This window comes from Streptomyces sp. NPDC020490 (assembly GCF_044335305.1).
GTDB lineage: Bacteria > Actinomycetota > Actinomycetes > Streptomycetales > Streptomycetaceae > Streptomyces.
In genome coordinates this window covers 175867-195807 of the sequence record NZ_JBIRUY010000001.1, presented here as the reverse complement: position 1 = coordinate 195807, position 19941 = coordinate 175867, and the positions used below count along the sequence as shown (strand labels likewise).

At 73.6% G+C, this 19941-nt stretch carries 9 protein-coding genes; 8 read left to right on the top strand and 1 reads right to left on the bottom strand.

The window, feature by feature from the left end; genetic code table 11:
• Nucleotides 1-10: 10 nt before the first annotated feature.
• The 4 genes from ACH4ZX_RS00865 to ACH4ZX_RS00850 are packed head-to-tail and all read left to right on the top strand — an operon-like array spanning nt 11 to nt 14126.
• Nucleotides 11-2293 (top strand): WXG100 family type VII secretion target, encoded by a 2283-nt coding sequence (locus ACH4ZX_RS00865; RefSeq protein WP_398265372.1) that lies wholly within the window; start codon nt 11-13, stop codon nt 2291-2293.
• 47 nt (nt 2294-2340) lie between these two features.
• Nucleotides 2341-2772 carry a YbaB/EbfC family nucleoid-associated protein gene (locus ACH4ZX_RS00860; protein ID WP_398265369.1) on the top strand — a complete coding sequence of 144 codons (432 nt, stop codon included), beginning with the start codon at nt 2341-2343 and terminating at the stop codon, nt 2770-2772.
• Nucleotides 2765-3136, top strand: coding sequence for a WXG100 family type VII secretion target (locus ACH4ZX_RS00855; protein ID WP_398265366.1), 372 nt, complete (start codon nt 2765-2767; stop codon nt 3134-3136). Before ACH4ZX_RS00860 ends, ACH4ZX_RS00855 begins: the two co-directional genes overlap by 8 nt.
• A gap of 52 nt (nt 3137-3188) precedes the next feature.
• The gene (locus ACH4ZX_RS00850; protein WP_398265363.1) at nt 3189-14126 is read left to right on the top strand and encodes a hypothetical protein; all 10938 of its coding nucleotides are present in this window, start codon (nt 3189-3191) and stop codon (nt 14124-14126) included.
• On the opposite strand, the gene ACH4ZX_RS00845 is transcribed toward ACH4ZX_RS00850, so the two are convergent.
• Nucleotides 14123-14992, bottom strand: coding sequence for a BTAD domain-containing putative transcriptional regulator (locus tag ACH4ZX_RS00845; RefSeq protein WP_398265360.1), 870 nt, complete (start codon nt 14990-14992; stop codon nt 14123-14125). The two genes, ACH4ZX_RS00850 and ACH4ZX_RS00845, sit on opposite strands and share 4 nt — an antisense overlap.
• 304 nt (nt 14993-15296) lie before the next feature.
• Between ACH4ZX_RS00845 and ACH4ZX_RS00840 the strand changes: the two genes are divergently transcribed.
• From ACH4ZX_RS00840 to ACH4ZX_RS00825, 4 genes are all read left to right on the top strand, one after another.
• A complete protein-coding gene (locus tag ACH4ZX_RS00840) occupies nt 15297-16049 on the top strand; it encodes a response regulator transcription factor (protein WP_398265357.1) in 753 nt (250 codons plus the stop codon).
• Nucleotides 16039-17859 (top strand): ATP-binding protein, encoded by a 1821-nt coding sequence (locus ACH4ZX_RS00835; protein ID WP_398265354.1) that lies wholly within the window; start codon nt 16039-16041, stop codon nt 17857-17859. Before ACH4ZX_RS00840 ends, ACH4ZX_RS00835 begins: the two co-directional genes overlap by 11 nt.
• Nucleotides 17860-17953: 94 nt before the next feature.
• A complete protein-coding gene (pnuC, locus tag ACH4ZX_RS00830) occupies nt 17954-18619 on the top strand; it encodes a nicotinamide riboside transporter PnuC (protein ID WP_398265351.1) in 666 nt (221 codons plus the stop codon).
• Nucleotides 18616-19734: an AAA family ATPase gene (locus ACH4ZX_RS00825; RefSeq protein ID WP_398265348.1), complete on the top strand. Its 1119-nt coding sequence runs from the start codon at nt 18616-18618 to the stop codon at nt 19732-19734. Before pnuC ends, ACH4ZX_RS00825 begins: the two co-directional genes overlap by 4 nt.
• Nucleotides 19735-19941 lie beyond the last annotated feature (207 nt).

Below are 19941 nucleotides of genomic sequence, written 5' to 3'. Positions count from 1 at the left end.
GAGGGCGAAAATGCCGGACTACAACAGCGGCGGTTTCCACCAGGGCGACGACGGGACGATCTTCGGCAACCCCGACGGCTCGTCCAACGGAAGCGTCACGGACTACGACAACTGGGACTGGAAGCAGATCAAGGCAGCCATCTACGGCATGTCCTCCGGAGTCGAGACCCACGACAACGTGGCCCACGCCCGGTCCGTCGCCAACCCGCAGTCGCTCCTGGACGCGGCCAACGCCTTCTACCACGTCCAGCGGACCCTGGAGGGAGTCACGAAGAGCCTGGTCGCCCAGGCCAAGGCGCTCGCGGGCGACAACGGGCCGTGGAGCGGCAGCGCGGCGGACGCCTTCCTCGACATGATGACCAACTTCTCCCGCCAGGTGAAGGCCAACGCGGACGTGCTGTCCGGAGGCTCGACCGGCGACCACTCCGTCCCGCACCAGCTCGCCAACAACGCGATCTCCTTCCAGAGCGCGCAGAACAAGCTCGCGGAGATCGACATCTGGTATGCCAAGCAGGCCGTCGCGATGGGGGTCACCCCGATGGCGAACGGGCTGATCCCGATCAGCCGGAAGCCCGAACTCGTCGCGATGATGAACTCCGACATGCGCGCGGTACTCAAGAGCCTGGCGCACTCCTACCAGGTCACCACCGACGCGATCGTGAACCCCACTCCGGTGACCTCGCCCACGAACAACCCGGACGGCCCGGGGAACGAAGACGGTTTTCCGGGCCCGGACCCCGGCGGGTTCGACGGGGGGACCGGCGGCATCGGCGACGGCATCGGGGACGGCCTCGGCGGCGACGGAAGCCTGTCGGGCCTGTCCGGCTTTCCCGGCGGCGGTCTCGACGGCGGGCCCGGCACGGGCGACGGCATCGGCGGCCTGGAGGGTGCGGGGGATCTCGCCGCCTCGGACCTGTCCGGCGGCGTGAGCCCCTTCCCCGGGGACCTGTCCGGGCTGGACGACAGCGGCCTGGGCACGTCCGGCCTCGACGACCTCGGTCTGGACGGCCTCGACCCGTCGGCCCTCGACCCGTCGGCCCTCGACAACACGCTGAACCCCGTTCCCTTCCCGGGGCTCGGCAGCCTGGCCGGTCTGGGCGGCCGCGGTGCGGGGGCCTCGGAGGGCAGCTCCCTCGGCGGTCTGTCCACGGCCGACCCGGCCGCCTTCGGCGACACCGCTCTCGACGACGGTCTCGGCGCCGGCCTGACCGGCGGTCTGGACGGCGGCCTCACCGACGGCCTGTCCACCGGGTCGGCCTCGCCCGCGCAGTTGGCGACGTCCTCCGGGATGCCGTACCTGCCCGGAATGGGCGGCACCGGGTCCGGCGGTGCCGGTCTGTCCGCCGAGCCGACCGATGCCTCGGGGCTGCTCGACGCGAGCGCGGACCCCTGGGAGGGCGAGGAGACCCCCGGCGGGGACGAAGTCGGCTCCGCGGAGGGCGCCGCGGCCGGCGGCGAGGGCCTGGGCACGGCCGGGATGCCGTACCTGCCGGGCGTGGGCGGTACGGGCGCGGCAGGTGCGGGACGGGACGGCACGAACGAACGGACCGACGCCTCCGGGCTGTTGGACCCGAGCGCCGAGCCCTGGGCCGCCGACGAGGAGGCCGGTGACGACGAGGTGGGTTCGCTCACGGGCGCCCTGCCCGGTGTGCCGTACCTGCCCGGGTTCGGCGTCACCGGGCCGACGGCCCGCGCCGCCGCCGACCGCGCCGCCCCGGACCGCGCGTCCGAGCCGTCCGGGGAACGCGCCGGGGAACGCGTCGGGGAGCCGGCGGCGGAGGAGGGCGCGAGCGCCGCCAGGACCGGACCGGAGACCACCACCGCCGGCTCCGCGACCGCTCCGGGCGCGGCCGGGACCGACGGGCCGCCCCCGCGCCCGGCCGAAGAGGGCGCCATGGCCGGGCAGCCGCCGGCCGACGACGGCGAGGAGGACTTCTCCGCGTGGGAGACCGGAGCCGGCGCGTTCGTACCCCTGTTGTGGGCGCTGCCCGGTGAAGGCGGCGATCGGGCGAGCGACCCGGAGGCGGTCGGGCACGACGAGCGGACCGAGCCGCGTACCACGTGGCAGCCGGACCGCACCGGCACCGGATCGCCGTCCGGGACCGTCGTCGCTGCCTCCGGGGAGCCGTTCTGCGGCGACGGGGGGCCCGAACCGGAGGAGCCCGAGGGGCCCGAGGAATCCGAGGAGACCCAGGAGACCGAAAAGGAGCCGGCCGCCCGGGGCATCGCCGACCTGCTCGTCCAGGAAGAGAGCGCCTGGGGCGCCGTTCCCGGCGGGTCCGCCGCCTTCTGACCGGGCCGCCCGGTCCGCCACCACTGCCCGGAAGGAGTCGACTTCACATGCCCAGCCCGTACGACCAGCAGATCGAGGACCTGCTGGACCAGTACCGCCGCCAGCGCGACGAGGCCGCCGAGACCCGGCGCCGGATCAACGAGACGACGGCGACCGTGACGGCCCCGCGGCAGACGGTGAAGATCACCGTCGGGGCCCAGGGAGAGGTCACCGCGATCGAGTTCCCCACCGGCGCCTACCGCCGTATGGCGCCCCGGGAACTGGCCGACGTCCTGCTCACCACCCTGCGGCAGGCCAGGTCCGAGGCCCTGGAGAGCGTCGCCGGAGTGCTGGCCGACCGGCTGCCGCCCGGCGTGACCGTACCCGACCTGCTCCAGGGCCGGGTCGATCCCGGCGCCGTCCTGCCCGAGGACCCGGCCATGCCGCGGTCCGTCCGCGACTACGTCGACCACGGCTTCCAGGGGGACTCCCATGAGTGACGGCACCTTCTCCGTCGACACCGAGCGGCTCGAGCAGGCCGCCCCGCAGATGCAGGAGCTGGCCGCGCGGATCAGGTCCATCGCCACGAAGCTGGACGGCCGCCTGGAGTCCCTCGGCGCGTGCTGGGGCGACGACGAGAGCGGACGACAGTTCAGGGAGCAGTACGCCGAGCCCAAGCGGCAGCTGAGCGCCGGCATCACCGCCGCCGGGGCGGTACTGGACAGCACCGTGGACGGCATCAGGACCATGGCCAAGGGATTCGCGCGGACCGAGGAACACAACGTGGAGGCCCTGCGCGCCGTCACGCCCGCCGCCGGCTCCGCGGCCGCGGGCGGCTCTTCGCGGCACCCCGGCCGGCGATGAGATCAGGCGCCGCGACGGAACCCGGCACGACCACAGAGGAACACGGCACCGCATGAGCGTCGACATGCCCCCCGAGCTGGCCTGGGTCGCCCGGCTGGCGGTCGGGCAGTCCTGGCCCAAGGGCGACGAGGACGGCCTGCAGGCCCTCGGCCAGGCGTGGCACGAGGCCGCGCAGGAGCTCAAGGGCATCAGCGGGCAGATCGGCGCGTCCGGCAACGGGGTCCTGGCGAGCGTGGGCGGGCAGGTCGCGGACGAGTTCCGTGGCTTCGTCACCCAACTGGAGGCGAGCCTGCCGGAGATGGCGGAGTCGGCGAACCAGCTGGGCAGGCTCGGCAAGCACACCGCCGTCCAGGTCGAGTACTCCAAGTACATGATCCTCGGCCAGCTCGTCCTGCTGGCCGGGCAGATCGCCCAGTGGGCCTTCTTCGCGCCCGAGGTCATCCCGGTGGCCGTGACCGGCGCGCGCCTCGCGGTGAAGATGATCCTGCGCCGCCTGCTCATCTCGGTCGCGACCGGTGTCGCCCTGAACGTCGGCCTCGACGTCGCCGTCCAGACCATCCAGTTCCTCAAGGGCGACCGCACCCAGTGGTCCAGGGACAACACCGTATCCGCGGTGGTGTCGGGCGCCATCGGCGGAGCCATGGGCGGCGTCTTCTTCGGCGTGGGCAGCGTCCTCGCCCCGAAGTTCGCGCACTCGCTGCTCGGCAAGGGCGTCCTCGGCGCGGCCACCGGCCTGAGCACCGCCGGGATCATGTACGGCGTCTACCACAGCGGGGAGAACGAGTTCGGCTCGTCCATCAGCGCGGGTGCCCTCGGGGCACTGGGCGGCGGCGGGAAACGGCGGTTCGGCGGCACGGGTGACACGGCCAAGATCGACCCGGTCCACGTGAACGTGCCCGGCGCGCTGAAGATCGACCTGCCGGGGCTCACGTCGGCCGAGAAGCCGGAGCTGTCCCAGACGGGCACGTTCCCGGGCACGTTCCCGGGCACGTCGAAGAACACCGCGACCACGGCGGGCACGAACGACGGCGGAGGCGGCGGCGGGACGGGGAACGGCGCCTTCCGGGGCGGGAACTCCGCCGTCGTACGGGAGACGGGCGGGGCCACGTCCACCCCCTTCACCGCACACCACGACGGTGGCCTGCCCGGATTCGCGACCACCCTCACCGCCGCGCAGGGCGATCCGGCGTCCACCGCGGCGGGTGGTGCCGCGACCCGATCCGGGACCGCGGTCCCCGCGCCGGCCCGCGGCACCACCGGCACCACCGGCACCGGCAGCGGTGCGGGGGCCGGCGCCACGGCCGCGAACGTGGGCCGCCCCGCGACCACCGGCGGTTCCGGCAGCACCGCACCGGGGTCGGGACGTCCCGCCACGGAGAGCACGGGCGCGCCCCGCCAGTCCGCCACCGGCCCCGGCACCACCGCCGGCACCCCTGGCACGACCGAGCCGACGGCACCGGTCCGTACGGAGAGCCGGCCGGAAGCCACCGGGACGACGGAGCCCGGCGTCGGCACCGCCGCACAGACCGCGACCGCGACCACCGCCGCCGCCGGCACCACCACGGAATCCACCGCCACCCCCGGACGCGACGCCACCACGGCGCACGCCGCGACAGACACCGGACCGCACGCTGCGACGGCCACCGGCCCGCACGCCACAGCGAACGCCGGACCCCACGCCACGACGGCCACCGGGCCCCACGCCACGACAGCCCCCCGGGAGACCGCATCCGTCCCCGCGCCCCGGGGAGAGACGGCCGTCCCCGGCCCCGGTCCCACTCCGCCCCCGGGCGGGCCGGACCAGGCGCCCCGGGCGACGCTGGACCGCACGCCGCGCTTCGTCGTCCGGTCGGCCTTCGAGGCCCGGCGGTTCACCTACCGCAGCGAGCGGGTCACCGACCTGACCGTCCGGGTGGCGTTCCGCCACGGCAGCGACGGACACGACACCGACGGGGTCTGGAACCGGATGTCCGACGGTGTCCGGGAGTTCCTCAACGCACCCGGTTACCGCCTCCCCAACGGCGACCGCCTGCACGTCACCGTGTTGCGCGCCCGCCCCGGCGAGGAGCCGCACCTGACGGTCGAACTGGTCGGCCGGGACCGGGCCATGGACCAGCGGTCGTGGTGGCCGGACGCGCAACCCGTCGACTTCGCCCACGAGATCGGCCACCAGATCGGCCTGCGCGACGAGTACCGCGACCGGAGCACCCCGCACCGCCCCGCCGTCGAGGGCAGCCTCCAGGGCGACTACCGTGCCGCCGCACCCGAGGGCCTGCGGCAGGCGGGTCTGCGCGAACGGCACCTGCATCTGATCGGCACCCTGGTCGGCGACCTCGGCGAAGGCGCCGGGCCCAGGCATGCCGGAGAACGGGCGGGCAGGGCGCCGGAGACGGCGTCCACCGCCCGCCAGCACGACGAGGTACTCGCACACGACGAAGTACTCGCACACGACGCGGAATGGGCACGGGCCTGGCACGGCGCCGAGAGCCACGACCGCCGCCACGTGTGGGTGGACCCGGTCTCCGATCCCCTGGGCGCCGGGCGTGCCGCCCGTCCCCGCGCGGACGGCGGGCGGGCGGCACCGGCGGTGCCTCCGCGGATGCACCAGCCGGAGCGACAGCCGGTCTACTCGCCCGACAACCAGCTGATCATGCAGCCCGGTTACGCCTCCGGCGACCGGTTCGCCATCCTCGCGACGCTGCTCGACAAGCCCAACATGCATGTCCTCATCGCGCGCGGTCCCGACCCCGGCCATCCGGGGCACGACCCAGTCCTGGACAAATCCCGGGACATCGCGGAGTTCTACCGGGACAGCGGCATCGACCCCGACCGCATCTGGACGGTGGATGTCCCGAACCTGGAGAAGCGCAGCACCTGGCGCGCGCTGAACGAGGAGGCGACCCGTATCGCCCAGCACCAGTGGGGGATCAACAAATACTTCGAGGAGATGCACCAGAATCAGGAGCTGTGGGGCGTCACGCATGGCACCGACCACGTCGCCGCACACTTCTCCGAAGCGCTGCGGTCGAAGATCCGCCGGGCGTGGCACCTGGAGGACCATCGCGACGCGGAGATCACCGACTGGCTGGCCGGCCGGGGTGTACGGATCCCGGAGGGCGACGGGAAGGTCCTGGTGCTGTGGTCCCGCTTCACCGGCAAGGCCACGGAGTGGGCGCACCTGGACGGCAGGATGGAGCACGACACCAGCTTCGAGGGCATGCGCCAGCTCCTGCGGAACCTGGCCGGGGACTACAAGGCGGTGATCATCACCGGTGACCCTCATCCCCACCCGGCCAAGGCGGGAAAGTGGGACGAGCTGGTCCGGGAGATGCGTGCCGAGCTGGGCAACGAGCACATCCACCAGATCACCGGCTTCTGGCGGGGGCGGGGGCGCGACCCGCGGCTGAGCGCCTGGGACGGCGACACACGCACCGGCCAGTTCCGTCTGTACGACCACCTGAACCGGCACCACGGCGTGCAGCACCTCGGTTTCCGCTCCGGGAACCTGGAGGCCGTCGCGCTGATCGGACACCCGGTCCGCTACCTGGAGGAGGGGGATGCGACATCCGGTGCCCGGCGTATGGAGGCATGGCACGCGGCGCTCAACGAACGGACCCGCAAGGGCGGCCTGCCTCCCGGGTACGAGCGGACCGTCGTCATCGACGCGGCCACCGCCTCGGGCCGGTACTCCAAGGACTTCTACAAGCCCGAGCTGAAGGGGACGTACCAGCCGCCCGACCCGGACTCCCCGTACCGCAAGCCCGTGGCGGTGTACGGCAGGGAACGCGGCTTCGCCCACGCGGACCTGGAGAACATCCGCACCGATCTGGGGCTCGACGGAAACCGCCAGGAACGGGAGGAGTTCGACACGTTCCGCCTGCACGCGGTCCGGCGCAGGTATCTCAAGACGGCGACGGAGATACGACGGCTCTCGGCGTACCACGACCGCTTGGGGTTCGACGTGGAGCCGTACCTGGCGTACTACGAAGGCCTTCTCAGCCATATGCCGACGGTGGATCAGGGCGGCGCCGTCGCCATGTACCAGTACGTCGCCGACCAGATCCTGCCGCAGTTCCCGAGCCTGTGGGGGGTCCGCCGCACGCTCGAACACGCCGAGCGCCAGTACGGTCAGTGGCAGGGTGCCCAGGGCGCTGACGAGGTGCTGCCGCGCGCTCCCCAGTCGGACGGCGTCGTCGCGCAGTCCGACGGCACCGCCATGATGACGCGCCCCGCGCGGTCCTCGGCGGACGGCGTCCCGTCGGCCGCGGAGGACGGGGCCCCCGCCGTGGCGGCAACCCGGGCGGAACTGTCCCCCGACCACCCCTCGCTCTCCGCCGTCCCGAACACCGACGGCTTCGCCGAACTGCGGCATCTGTCGTCCGTCGGCGTGTCGGAGGACCAGGCCCGGCCGTCGTCCACCGGCGCATCGGAGGACCAGGCCCGGTCGTCGTCCACCGGCGTGTCGGAGGACGAGGCCCGGTCGCGTTACGGCATGCCGACGGCCAACTTCCGCAAGTTCCGGCAGATCGCGGCCGGTCACCACCTCACGATCGACGTGCGGCCGACCAATCCGACGGCCGTGCGGTGGCTCGAGGAGGGAAAGCTGCCGAAGCCCAAGGACATCAAGGCGAAGTCGATCAACGACCTCGACGTCCTGCTCGGTGCCAAGGCCGAACACCGGGGCCTGATCGGGTACTTCCAGCCGGTCAGGCCCGAGCGCGGGACTCTCGACGACACGACCTGGAACCGGCTCCAGCAGCGGTTCGCGCAGCGGGACGAGGAGTTCAGGACGCTGGCTCCGGTCATGGCCCGGCTCCAGGCCGAGGACCGGTTCAAGGTCCAGGACGGCCTGGTGTTCGGCAGGGACGGTCAGGGGAACTGGCGGGAGATCACCGGCGACCACGACGTGTTCGACATCAGCACACCCGGCGGTACCCGGCTGAAGGGGAACCGGTACGAGGAGGTGGTCGGGGCGATGATGGCCAACGACATGGCCGTCATGCACGGAGCCCACATGGACTGGGAGCCGTCCACTCCCTTCAGCAAGAGCATCTTCACCAAGATCGTCGAGTCGCACCGGGAGGGCGGCGAGCCGCTGCTCCGCTTCCGGTCCGACGTGAACGACGTCGAACTCGTCCACGTGCCGCGGGAGTTCCGCTTCACCGGACCGGCACCGGAGGAGAAACCGGCCGAGTCGGCGCCGACACCCCTCGCGCACCCGGAGTCCAGCGCCGACCGAGGCGAACCGTCCCCCACCCCCGCGCCGCCGGCCACCGCTCTGCCCGAACGACAGGAGTCGCCGGCCGTACCGCCGCCCGGAACGGCCGAGGTCACGGCCCCGGAGCCGACGACCGCCCCGGCGGACGCGGTCAGGAGCGCGACCCGCGAACCCGAGCCCGAGCCCGAGCCGATGACCGTGGAGCCCGACGGCGACCCCGAGACACCGCGCCCGCCCGGCGGCTCCCCCGGCCGGGACGGTGATGCGGCGCCGCCCGAGCCCGTGCCCCACGCGGCACCGTCCCCCGAACCGCCCGCCGGACCGGCCGGGAAGCTGGGCGGCCGGTACCAGAGATCGCTGGCCGGGATCAGGATCACCCAGGCTCCCGGCCCCGAGGAGCTGCGCGCCCGGGTACTTCAGACCCTGCCCGCCGAACATCGCGAGGACCGCCGGGTCGTCCAGAAGGTCGACGTCGAGTTCGCCCCGGCCAACTTCCGGGCCGGGCACGAGCAGATGGTCAACGGCGGCTGGCGCTTCCGGCTCTGGGCCGGCGGTGCACCGCACGACGTGGTGCTCACGGCCAGGCCGGGAGAGTGGGCTCCGCGGGAGGAGCGGACGCCGGACGGGAAGAACGACGGGAAGGGGTTCGAGCGGAGCTTCGGGGCCAAGGGCCGGGCGGAGCCGGAGAAGATCTCCCTCACCACGTCCAAGGCGCCCGGCGAACTGGCCCCGACCGTGATGCTCTCGGTCGCGGGTCGCGACGACATCATGCCCGTTCTGATCCCCTCGGTCAGGGCGTCCGGTGCCACGTACGCGACCGACACCTCGGTGAAGGCGGACGCGGAGACGGGTGCGAAGACCGCGCTCACCGGCCCCACCCACACCTACGTCTCCCGCTTCCGCTACGAGACGGCCGTCATCGGCCCCGACGGCCGGCCGCTGCCGCAGCCGGGCAGCGGTCCGGTGCACGGCCGGGTGACGGCGGAGATCGCCCACCCCGAGACGGGCCCGGCAGCCTCACGGGCCGGCACGTGGGAGGGCTGGCAGAGCGACCGTCCCGGGCCGGCGCGAGGCCGTCCGCTCGACGTCACGGGCCTGAGCGCGCTGCACGCCGACGTCTTCCGCCGTCTCCCGCTCGAGGGACGCCCCGACGGCACCGCCCACCTCGACATCCTCGAGTTCCTGTCCCCGAAGAACGTCCTCGACGGCTTCGAGCACGCCGCCGGCTGGGGCCTGACCTCCAAGCGCCTCGACCTCTCCGACGGCGGTCACGCCTGGCTGCGTCTCACCCTGGAGCCCGAGACGTCCGTCCGCGAGGGGACGGTCTCCGCCAAGGACACCTTCACCGGCAAGGAGACCGGCGAGCACGCGGTCGGCAGGACCGGCACCTCGACCTGGGGCCTCGGACTGAACGGGGGCGCGGCACGGCGCGTGTGGCACAGCGGTACGACCAGCGAGTCGGCCTGGCTGACGGTCACCGGCGGCTACGCCTACGCGCACAGCCACGCGCACCAGCACAAGGGCAAGCAGACCTTCGCGCTGGAGCACAGCCTGGAGCACACGGGCACGGGCGATCTGGTCACGACCAGGGTGCGCCTCCGGGTCGAGGTGCTGCGCGAGCACCTGTCACCGCGCATGGACGGCCTGCTCGCCGTCCGCCCCGAGCCCGGGCCGGATTCCCGGTCGGCGCGGCCCGATCCGGAGGCCGCTCCGCTCGTCCACACCGGCGAGGTGGTCCGGCTCCGCCACCACCCGGACCCGGCCTCGCCGGCGGGGAGTCCGGCTCCCCACGACGCCCAGGGCCCGGGCACGCGCGCCGCCCCCGCGGACCTGCGCGCGCCGCTGACCGCGCAGCGCACCGCGTTCGTGGAGGTACCCGGCTCGGCGGAGCTGGAACGGCACATCACCGAACGGCTGCGCGAGCTGGCCCCCGGCATCCTTCCGCCGCCGGCCGGCGCGGAGGGCCGCGTGACGCCCCGGGCGATGGAGAACCAGCGACTGCTGCGCGAACGCCTGTCGCCCTCCGCCCTGCGCGCGGGCGGCGGGCGGCTCCTCGACGGCGCCTTCCGCATCACCCTGGACGCCTCCCACTCACCCGTACTGTCCGGCCGCGGGTACGAGGTGGTGATCCGGGCCGACCTCGGGGCGGGCCGCCACGAGGGAGCTCCGGCGGCGACGGCGAAGAGCACGGTGACCCGGGGGCACGTGTCCGAGAAGGCCGTGACCCGCGGCGGCAAGCACACCCTCAGTGCGAACGGGACCTTCCGCAGGACGCTGAACCCGGTGGACACCGTCCGGGTCTTCGGAGGGGGCGGCGCCGACGGCTCCTACTCCCCGTCCCGGCAGACCGTCGCCTCCGCCGAGACCCAGGTCCAGCGCGCGTTCCAGCACAAGGGCCGGGCCGACGCCTTCAGTTACCCGGTGACGTACCGCGTCGAGGTCGGCCCGCACCGGCCGGGGGACACACCGGGCGCGCGGCCCGCCGGCTCCGGCGCGCGCACCGCGACCGAGGTCGTGCCCGCCGGCGGCGACCGGCTGCGCGTCGAGGTGCGGCGGTCGCAGGACGACCCGTCGGCGCCCCGCTACCTGCGGCCCGGCCGTCTTCCGCAGCTGCACTCCGTCGCGCACGTCACCGACGAGGCGCTGTTCAGGGACCAGGCACACGCCGCTCTGCGCAGCGCCTACGAGTCCCGCGACCCCGGCAGCGAGCCGCCGCGCGTCCCGGACCTGGACGAGGCCGTGGACGCGCTGGCCGGCCGGGCCCAGCTGCACGGGCTGGTCTCCGCGTCGCACTCCGGCTGGGCCAACACGCTCGACCGGCACGTCGGCGACGGAGGCGAGCGCGACACCGTCGGCCTGTCGGTGCGCACCCGGCTGGGCGGCCTCACCTACCAGGAGACCCTGGCCGGTGACGGCACGCTCGACCTGGAGCTGAAGGCGAGCGGCGCCACCACCCTGGCCGACCAGACGTCGTGGTCCGCCAAGGGCAACCTCAACGCGGACCTCGGCCGGTTCCCCGAGACCGTGACCGGCGCGCTGACCACGAGCTACCAGGTGCGCGGCGGCCCCAAGGTCAAGGTCGGCGGCCAGCGGGACGACACCGACACGTTCAAGGGACAGACCGGCACCGCCCGCAAGGTCGGCCACACCGGCACCTGGCACGTGTACCGGGCCACCGCCGAGATCAGCGTCGCCGGACGGATCACCCGGCCGGACGGGGAGCCGCACACCGGCCGCCCGCTCCGGCGCGACCACGAGGTGTTCGTCGTGCTGTCCGACGAGGACGTGAAACGACTGCGCACCGCGTCCGGCGGGCCGACGGGCGCCGCGCCGCCGAAGCTCCGGGCCACCATGCTGGACCAGGGGATCTCGGGCGGCGTCCTGGTGGACATCCCCGACTCGGATCTCGTCCTGCGGGCGATCGACCGGCAGTTGGGCGGGACCGGCCGGGAGACCGTGCCCGTCGCCGCGCTGCCGTTCGCCGACACGTACTCGCCCGACGCCCTGGCCGCCCGCTACGACGAACTCGTCGGCCCCGGCATCCTCGACCGGCATTTCAGGACGACCCGCTCCGGGCACGTGGTCACCGAGGTGCTGGTGCGCGGAATCGCGGCCGGCTGGCAGGACGACGGCGCCCGTTCGGACCGTGCGCTGACCCGTGAGGTGACCGCCTCCGACACGGTCAAGGGCAAAGCCGCCGGCAAGTGGTCGGCGGGGGGCGAGGGAAACCTGCGTGCCTCGGTACGGCCCCCGACGGAGCGCTTGGACGCGGCCTCCTGGACTCCCTCCGCCGCCTTCGAAGGCGGCCGGGGCAGCGGCGCCGAGTCGGGGGTGACCACCACCGTCGGGCACAGGACGTCCGGGTTCGGCGACACGAACGCCCGGTTCAGCACGACCATGCGGTTCCGGGTGACGGTCAGCCGGCGCGCGGAGACCGGCCGCTTCGTCAGTCTGCCGAAACCTCCGCAGGAGGTCGGTCCGCTCGCGGTGACCGCCTGGGTGCCCGAGTCGCTCACCGAGCGTGCCACCGCCCCGGACCACCCGGGCATGCCGCAGGACCCCGGCCTCACCGCCCCCCTGGCCGTCGGCCCGTTCGGCATCGAGCTCGGCCGGACGGACACCCAGGGGCACACCGCCCGCGCCGCATGGCAGGACGCTCTGCGCGAGGCGCACGACCTCGTCGGCTTCGACAACACCAGGGCCCTGCACGACGTCGCCATCGAGGTCCAGGCGGCCCCGCGCCCCTGGGGGGACGGACTGCTCGGGCAGGCCGGCGCCTATTCGTCGTGGGCGCTCAACCGGGGCGCCGGACTGGCCCGGTGGGCGGTGCGGTCGGCCCTGCCCGAGCACCTGAACGGCACGGTCTCCCGCTTCCTCGACTCCTTCGCGGCCGATCCCCGGCTGCGCACCGGCCAGCACCTGGAACGGGAGGACGACCCGGGCCGGGCGCCCGACCCGAAGCTGAAGCACGACCTGCGCGAGGAGCAGCGCCTGACTCCGGAGCAACGGTTCGCGATCCGCCAGGCGTTCTCCGGGCAGTCGCTGCCCGCCCTGTTCCACCACTTCGCCACGCGGCAGAGCAGGTACCGCGTGCCGGGCACCTCGGTCGCCCTGTCGATCGAGGCCATCGGCCCCGCCCAGGAAGTGGGCCGCCGGGGCGCGGCCGAGGACGAACTCACCGTCACGGTCAAGGACGAGGCCGGAACGACCCTCAGCGATGGCTACAACTGGAACGTCTCCCCGCTCGACTTCTCGCTCCTCGTCGACAACCCGGTTCTCAACTTCCCACTGAACACCGTCCGCTGGGGCCGCGAGCAGTCGTACGAGCCCGCGCGCCCGGTCACCCGGGCACCCGGCACACCCGGCCGGGACACCCCCGACACGGCCCTGCCGCACCGCATGAAGGCCACGGAACCCGGCAAGGCGGAGGTCGGCGGTCCGGCCGTGCTGAGACGGCAGCCGGTCAGGATCGCCGTCCACGGGCACGACGAGCAGGGCGCCTACGCCGTCCACCGCACCGTCACCGGCCACGTCTTCCACTGGTCCCGCCCGTCCGTGACCGCCCCGCCGTCGGTCCACGGTTCGGCCCACGGCCCGGTCGGGGAACCCGCGGCCGCTCCCGCCCCACCCCCCTCCGGCTCGGCTGCCTCCGGCTCGGCCCCGTCCAGCTCCGGCCCGTCCGGCTCGGCTGCCTCCAGCTCCGGCCCGGCTTCCTCCGCCGCGGGTTCGTCCCGCTCGCACGCCGGTGAAGTCGCCGCCCACGCTCCCCGGACCGGCCCGCTTCCGGCGCAGGCCCCCGCCCCGCTGTTCACCCGCAGCGTGGCGTTCGCCGCCGAGGACGCCACCACGCCCGGCCCCGAGGAGTCCGCCCGCATCGACGCGCTGGCCGCGGAGGTGGCACGCGAGGCGGTGCGGCGCTCCGGCGCCGGGCTCGCTCTGCCGGAGGTACTGGTCACCGGGCACGCCACCGCGTCCGTGGCGGGCCGGCCGCACTTCGGCAGGGCGGTCCAGGCCGGCGCGGAGCGCGCCGCCGCCGTCCGCGAGGTCTTCGCCCGTCGCCTCGACGTCCACCTGCGCGGCCTGGGCTCCCCGCTGACGTCCGGCACGTTCACGATCAGGGCGGAGTCCCGCGGTTCGGATCTGCCGCACGGCACGGACCCCGCCCAGGACACCCCGGAGGCCCGTAACCAGGCGTTCATCACCGTCACCCGGCCACCGGAGACGGGCCACGAACCGGCACACCGGCCCGGTCGGCCCCCGACGGCTTCCTAGGCCCACGCCTGCAGGGCTGGGATCCGACGATGCGGCGGTGGGGCGTCGGCCCTCGTCCCGACGCGGCGCCGGGGGCCGTCGCCGTCGCGGCCCGGCAGGGGCACCGCGTGGTGGAGCACCTCGCGCTCGCCCCGGAGTATCGACCGTTCCAGCTCCACGAGTTCCGGTCCGGGAGCGACGCCGACGGTCTCCATCAGGACGGCCCTCGCCCGCCGCAGGGCTCCCAGTGCGTCCGACTGGCGGCCGCCCGCCCACAGGGCCAGCGCCAGCATGAACCAGGCGTGCTCCCGCAACGGCGCGTCGCGTACGAGGGTTTCGGCGCTGAGCACGACTTCCGCGGCCCGGCCCGCTTCGAGGCCCGCCCGCAGCAGCAGTTCGTGCGCCATCAGCCGCATCTCGTCCAGGCGGGCCACCTCGGCCACGGCCCAGTCGTGGTCGGCCCATTCGCAGTAGGCCGGCCCCTGCCACCAGGACAGGGCGTCCCGCAGACGGTGCCACGCCCTGTCGGGTTCGTCGGAGCGGGCTCGCCGGACGGCGGCCTCGAACCGCCAGGCGTCGACGGAGTCCTCCGGCAGGCGCACGGCATAGCCGGGCGGGGTGCTCGGGAGCACCTTCGACGGCGCCCTGGGCGGACGTTCCGGTTCCAGAGCACGCCGCAGGTGGGAGATCAGCGGCTGCAGCGCGGTCCGTGCCCGGTGATGCGGGGTGCGACGCCACAGACGGTCGGTGATGCGCTCGGCCGGAACCACACTGCCGCGAGCGGTGAGCAGCATGGCGAGCACCGCGCGTTGCTGCGGCCCTCCCAGCGCCACGCGTTCTCCGCCCGCGTGGGCCTCCATCGAGCCGAGGACCTGGAGGCGGAGCATGGATGAGCCATCTGTCGGACTGGTGTCCTTCTGCAGGGACATGTACGGCTCCGAGGCATGTTCGTCGATCCGGTGGCTGGTGGCATCGCCCTCCCGGCAGGGGCCGGACGTGCCGACGTTACCCCGTGCCAAGTCGGCTCCAAGTGCGGTCCAAGTGGCAGCGGGACACTGCCGGGGATGCCGGTGCTCAGATTCCCGGCCGAATGTCAGGAAGTTGTTGTGTTCCTGTCGTGGTCTGGTGTGCGGTGACGACTTCCTTGGCATCCAAGGGAGTTGGGCCTTCGCTCTTTCTACGATGGCCACCATGTGTGCGTATGTTGTGCTCGCCGACGACGACCCCAAACAGGCCGACCTCATCCGCCGTTACCTGGAGAGGGAAGGCCATTCGGTAGGTGTCGTCCACGACGGGCGGGCCGCCCTCGACGAGATCCGGCGGCGGATGCCCGATCTCGTGGTGCTGGACTGGATGATGCCGCGCGTGGACGGCCTGGACGTGTGCCGGGTGCTGCGCAGGGAGTCCGAGGTTCCCGTCCTGATGCTCACCGCGCGCGCGGAGGAGGACGACCTGCTGCTCGCCCTCGACCTGGGCGCCGACGACTACATGACCAAGCCCTGCAGCCCGCGGGAACTGGTGGCCCGCGTCCGTACCCTGCTGCGGCGGGCCGGCCACGCGGCCGCCCCCGGCGCCGGAACCGTCCAGAAGGCCGGACCGGCGTATGTCGTGGGTGGCCTGGTGGTCGACCCCGACCGGTTCGAGGTGCGGGTGGAGGGACGGCTGGTCGACTGCACTCCCGGCGAGTTCCGCGTGCTGGAGGTGCTGGCGTCGGCTCCGGGCCGGGTGTTCACCAGGAAGCAGGTGCTGGAGCACCTGCACGGCATCGACCGCTATGTCACGACCCGCACGGTCGACGGGCACGTCATGAACCTGCGCCGCAAGATCGAGCGTGATCCGACCCGGCCCGAGCGGCTGCTCACGGTCTACGGCGTCGGCTACAAGGTCGCCGACGCCCCTTCCCCGGAGGCGTCCGACGGCGGGACCGGTCCCCGTGCGAGGTGACATACCGCTGCGCAGAAGTCTGCGGTCACGGCTGCTGCTGCTGTCCGCCCTGGTCTCCCTCTGCTCGATCGTCGCGACCGCCTGGCTCGTCGTCAGCCTCACCGCCGTCGCCATCGGAGGTCAGCGCGGCCAGGTTCTCGCCGACGACGCACGGATCTACGACGCGCTCGTCGGTTTCGCGGCCACGCACCCGGACTGGGGGGACGTCGGACCGGTGATCCGCGAGCTGTCGCGGCGGACCGGCCGCCACATCACCCTGACCGACGAGAACCGTCACCTGCTCGCGGATTCCGAGAAAGGAGGCCGAAGGCCGGCGCGGTCGCTGCCGTCGACGGCGTCGGCGACCGTCGACGCGTTCGCCGTCGACACCGCGCTCGCGCCCCGCTACGACGGCGCCCCCGCCGACCGCATCGATCCCCGCGCGGTCGGCCCCTTCCGGTTGACCGCCCGGGAGAAGGCCGCTCAGCAGGCCACGGCGTCCCGGGTGGCGAACTGTATGCGCGGGGCCGGAGTGCTGCAGGACGTCAGCGTCGTGCAGCTGCCCAACGGCCGGGAGCAGGTCATGATCGACGGCCGTGCTCTGGACACCGGCGACCGGTGCCGGGTGGACGAACTCCTGCGGCGCACCGACACGGAGCGGAAGGCGCTCGCCCAGCTGGGCCGGCTCGTCAACGGTTGCCTCACCGCCCGTCACGCCCCGCCGGTACAGCTCGCCGACGACCTGACCTGGATCCCGTCGACCGCCCGTGGCACTCCGGACTCCCGCGCGGTGACGACCTGCCTCTCCACCGCCCGGCGGGAACAGCTCGACCCCTACGTGGCGCCGGCCGCCCTGCTCTTCACCAGCGGACCCGACCAGAAGATCGCCACCTTCTTCGACCTCTCCGACACCAACCGCACGCGGATCGCCGGAGTCACCGTCGCCGTGCTGCTGACCACCATGACGGTCACGTTCGTCGCCGGCACGCGCATGGTCAGGCCGCTGCGTGCCCTGACCGGCGCGGCCCGGCGGATGGCGGAGGGCGACGAGAGCGCACACGTCGAGGTGACCGGCGACGACGAGTTCGGCAAACTCGCCGAGGCGTTCAACCTGATGGCGAGCCGGCGCCGCCAGCTGGAGGAGCTGCGACGGGCCCTGGTCAGCGACGTCGCCCACGAACTGCGCACCCCGCTCAGCAACGTACGCGGCTGGCTGGAGGCCGTCGAGGACGGTGTCGTACCCGCGGACAAGAACCTCATCTCCTCGCTGCTGGAGGAGGCGCTGCTCCTGCAGCACATCATCGACGACCTGCGCGACCTCGCGGCGGCCGACGCCGGCGCGCTCAGGCTGCACCCGGAGGGCGTCGACGCGGCCGCCCTGCTCGCCCAGGTCGCCCGCGCCCACCAGGGCAGCGCCGGTTCCGCGGGAGTGCGGCTGCGTGTACGGTCCGGCGACGAGGGGCCCCACCTGTACGCCGATCCCGTGCGGCTGCGCCAGGCGATCGGGAACCTCGTGTCCAACGCCATCCGGCACACGCCCGCCGGCGGCACGGTCACCCTCTGCACCCGGACGGAGGGCGACGAGGTGGTGTTCAGCGTCGAGGACACCGGATCCGGCATCAGCGGCGAGGACCTGCCCAGGGTCTTCGACCGTTTCTGGCGGGCGGAGAAGTCACGGAGCCGGCAGGGCGGCGGAAGCGGGCTGGGCCTGTCCATCGTCCGCAAGCTCGCCGAGGCGCACGGGGGCACCGTGCACGTGTCGAGCGTGCCCAGGGAGGGCTCGGTCTTCTCGCTCAGGCTGCCCGGTCAGCACTCCGGTCCGGTTCCGTGACCCGTCCGGCCGGTTCGCGTCGCCGGAGGGGCTTGGCACAGGACGGCTCCACCCCTTATCGTCATGCTGACATTTACCGGCCGAGGAGCTCTGAATGGCTGTCAGCGACGTCCTGGGCGATATCGTCGCGCCCCTGAACACCGTGCTGTTCGACTTCGGCCGCGACGCGGTGACCTGGGCGGAGCTGCTCGGCTTCGCCACGGGTGCGGCCTGCGTCTGGCTGACCGTCAGAGCCAGGGTCGCCAACTTCCCCGTCGGCATCGCCAACAACCTGTTCTTCCTGGTTCTGTTCTGGAGCGCCCAGCTGTACGCCGACGCCGTGCTGCAGGTCGTGTACCTGCTGCTGGCCGCCGTCGGCTGGTGGACCTGGCTGCGCGGCGGCGAGCGCCGCTCCGCCCGCCCGATGGGCCATGCCTCCGCGCGCACCGTCGTCGTCCTGCTGCTGCTCGCCGTACCCGCGACCTGGGGCCTGACGGTGGTGCTGACCCGAGCCCAGGACGTCGCACCGTTCTGGGACGCCCTCACCACCGTGCTGTCGCTGGCCGCCCAGTGGCTGCTCAACACCAAGTCCTATGAGAACTGGTACTTCTGGATCGCCGCGGACGTGGTCTACATCCCGCTGTACTTCGCCAAGATGCTCTACCTGACCGGCATCGTCTACGTGCTCTTCCTGACGATGTGCCTGCTCGGACTGCGCGGCTGGCGCCGGGAGCTGGCCGCGGGCCGGCCGGCCGCCGCAGCGGACCCGGTGCGCGCATGACGGCCCCCTTCGGCCACGGACTGGTCATCGGCAAGTTCTACCCCCCGCACGCCGGTCACCACTTCCTGGTGCGCACCGCGGCGGACAGCTGCGGTCGCGTCACGGTCGTGGTGATGGCGGCCGACGTGGAGTCGATACCGCTGGCCGACCGGGTCGGCTGGCTGCGCGAAGCGTACGCGGACCGGCCCCGGGTGGCCGTCGCCGGCGTCGTCGACAACATCCCGGTGGACTACGACAGCGACCGCGTCTGGACCGGGCACGTGGCCCTGATGCGTGCGGCGGTCGCCGCCGCGGCACATGCCGCCGTCCCGGTGGACGCGGTGTTCACCTCGGAGCCGTACGGCGCCGAACTGGCCCGCCGGTTCGGCGCGGCGGACGTCCGCCTGGACGTCGCACGTGAGACTTTCGCGGTCTCCGCCACCGCGGTCCGCGGCGACCCGGTGGGCCACTGGGACGCGCTGGAGCCGCCGGTGCGGGCCTGGTTCGCCCGTCGGGTGGTGGTGCTCGGCGCCGAGTCCACCGGCACCACCACGCTCTCCCGCGACCTGGCGGAGGCACTGCGCGCCCGTGGCGGTCCGCATGCGCTCACCCGGTGGGTTCCCGAGTACGGGCGCGAACTGACCGTCGCCAAGCTCGCGGTGGCCCGCGCGCTGGCCGCCCGCCGCGGCGCTGCGGAACCCACTGTCTTCGACCTGGAATGGAGCGACGCCGACTTCGAGGCGGTCGCCGCCCGCCAGTCGGCCGAGGAGGAACACGCGGCCCGGACCGGCGGGCCCGTGCTGGTCTGCGACACCGACGCACTGGCCACCACCGTCTGGCAGGAGCGCTACGTCGGCCGGACCACCGAGGCGGTGCGCCTCCTCGCCGACGCCATGCCGCCCAGGGCGCTGTATCTGCTCACCGGCCACGAGGACGTGCCGTTCCACGACGACGGCCTGCGCGACGGCGAGGAGTTGCGGCCCTGGATGACCGAGCGGTTCCGCAAGGTGCTGTCCGGTCGCGGCGTGCCCTGGCAGGAGGTGCGCGGCGACCGCCCGACGCGGCTGCGACTCGCCCTGGAGGCGGTCGACCGGCTGCTCGACGAAGGCTGGCGGCTGGCCGCCCCGCTCGGCTGAGCACGGCGGCCCTCTGCGGTCGACGACGGCGGTGCACGAGCGGAAGACGCCTGCCCCGACGGCGACGGCGACGGCGCAGCCTGAGCCGTACGGCCGGCCGGGCACCGTCGGCGACGGGGCCTGCCCCGCGCGGGCCGGCCGCCCGGGGCAGGCCCGCCGGACACAGGCAGCGGGAGGGCGGGACCCGGGTCCGGTCGCCGGATGCCC

What these genes read in the sequence shown, in the direction of transcription:
- ACH4ZX_RS00865 (WP_398265372.1), top strand. Translation starts at nt 11, where the DNA reads ATGCCGGACTACAACAGCGGCGGTTTCCACCAGGGCGACGACGGGACG.
- ACH4ZX_RS00860 (WP_398265369.1), top strand. Translation starts at nt 2,341, where the DNA reads ATGCCCAGCCCGTACGACCAGCAGATCGAGGACCTGCTGGACCAGTAC.
- ACH4ZX_RS00855 (WP_398265366.1), top strand. Translation starts at nt 2,765, where the DNA reads ATGAGTGACGGCACCTTCTCCGTCGACACCGAGCGGCTCGAGCAGGCC.
- ACH4ZX_RS00850 (WP_398265363.1), top strand. Translation starts at nt 3,189, where the DNA reads ATGAGCGTCGACATGCCCCCCGAGCTGGCCTGGGTCGCCCGGCTGGCG.
- ACH4ZX_RS00845 (WP_398265360.1), bottom strand. Translation starts at nt 14,992, where the DNA reads ATGCTCCGCCTCCAGGTCCTCGGCTCGATGGAGGCCCACGCGGGCGGA.
- ACH4ZX_RS00840 (WP_398265357.1), top strand. Translation starts at nt 15,297, where the DNA reads ATGTGTGCGTATGTTGTGCTCGCCGACGACGACCCCAAACAGGCCGAC.
- pnuC (WP_398265351.1), top strand. Translation starts at nt 17,954, where the DNA reads ATGGCTGTCAGCGACGTCCTGGGCGATATCGTCGCGCCCCTGAACACC.
- ACH4ZX_RS00825 (WP_398265348.1), top strand. Translation starts at nt 18,616, where the DNA reads ATGACGGCCCCCTTCGGCCACGGACTGGTCATCGGCAAGTTCTACCCC.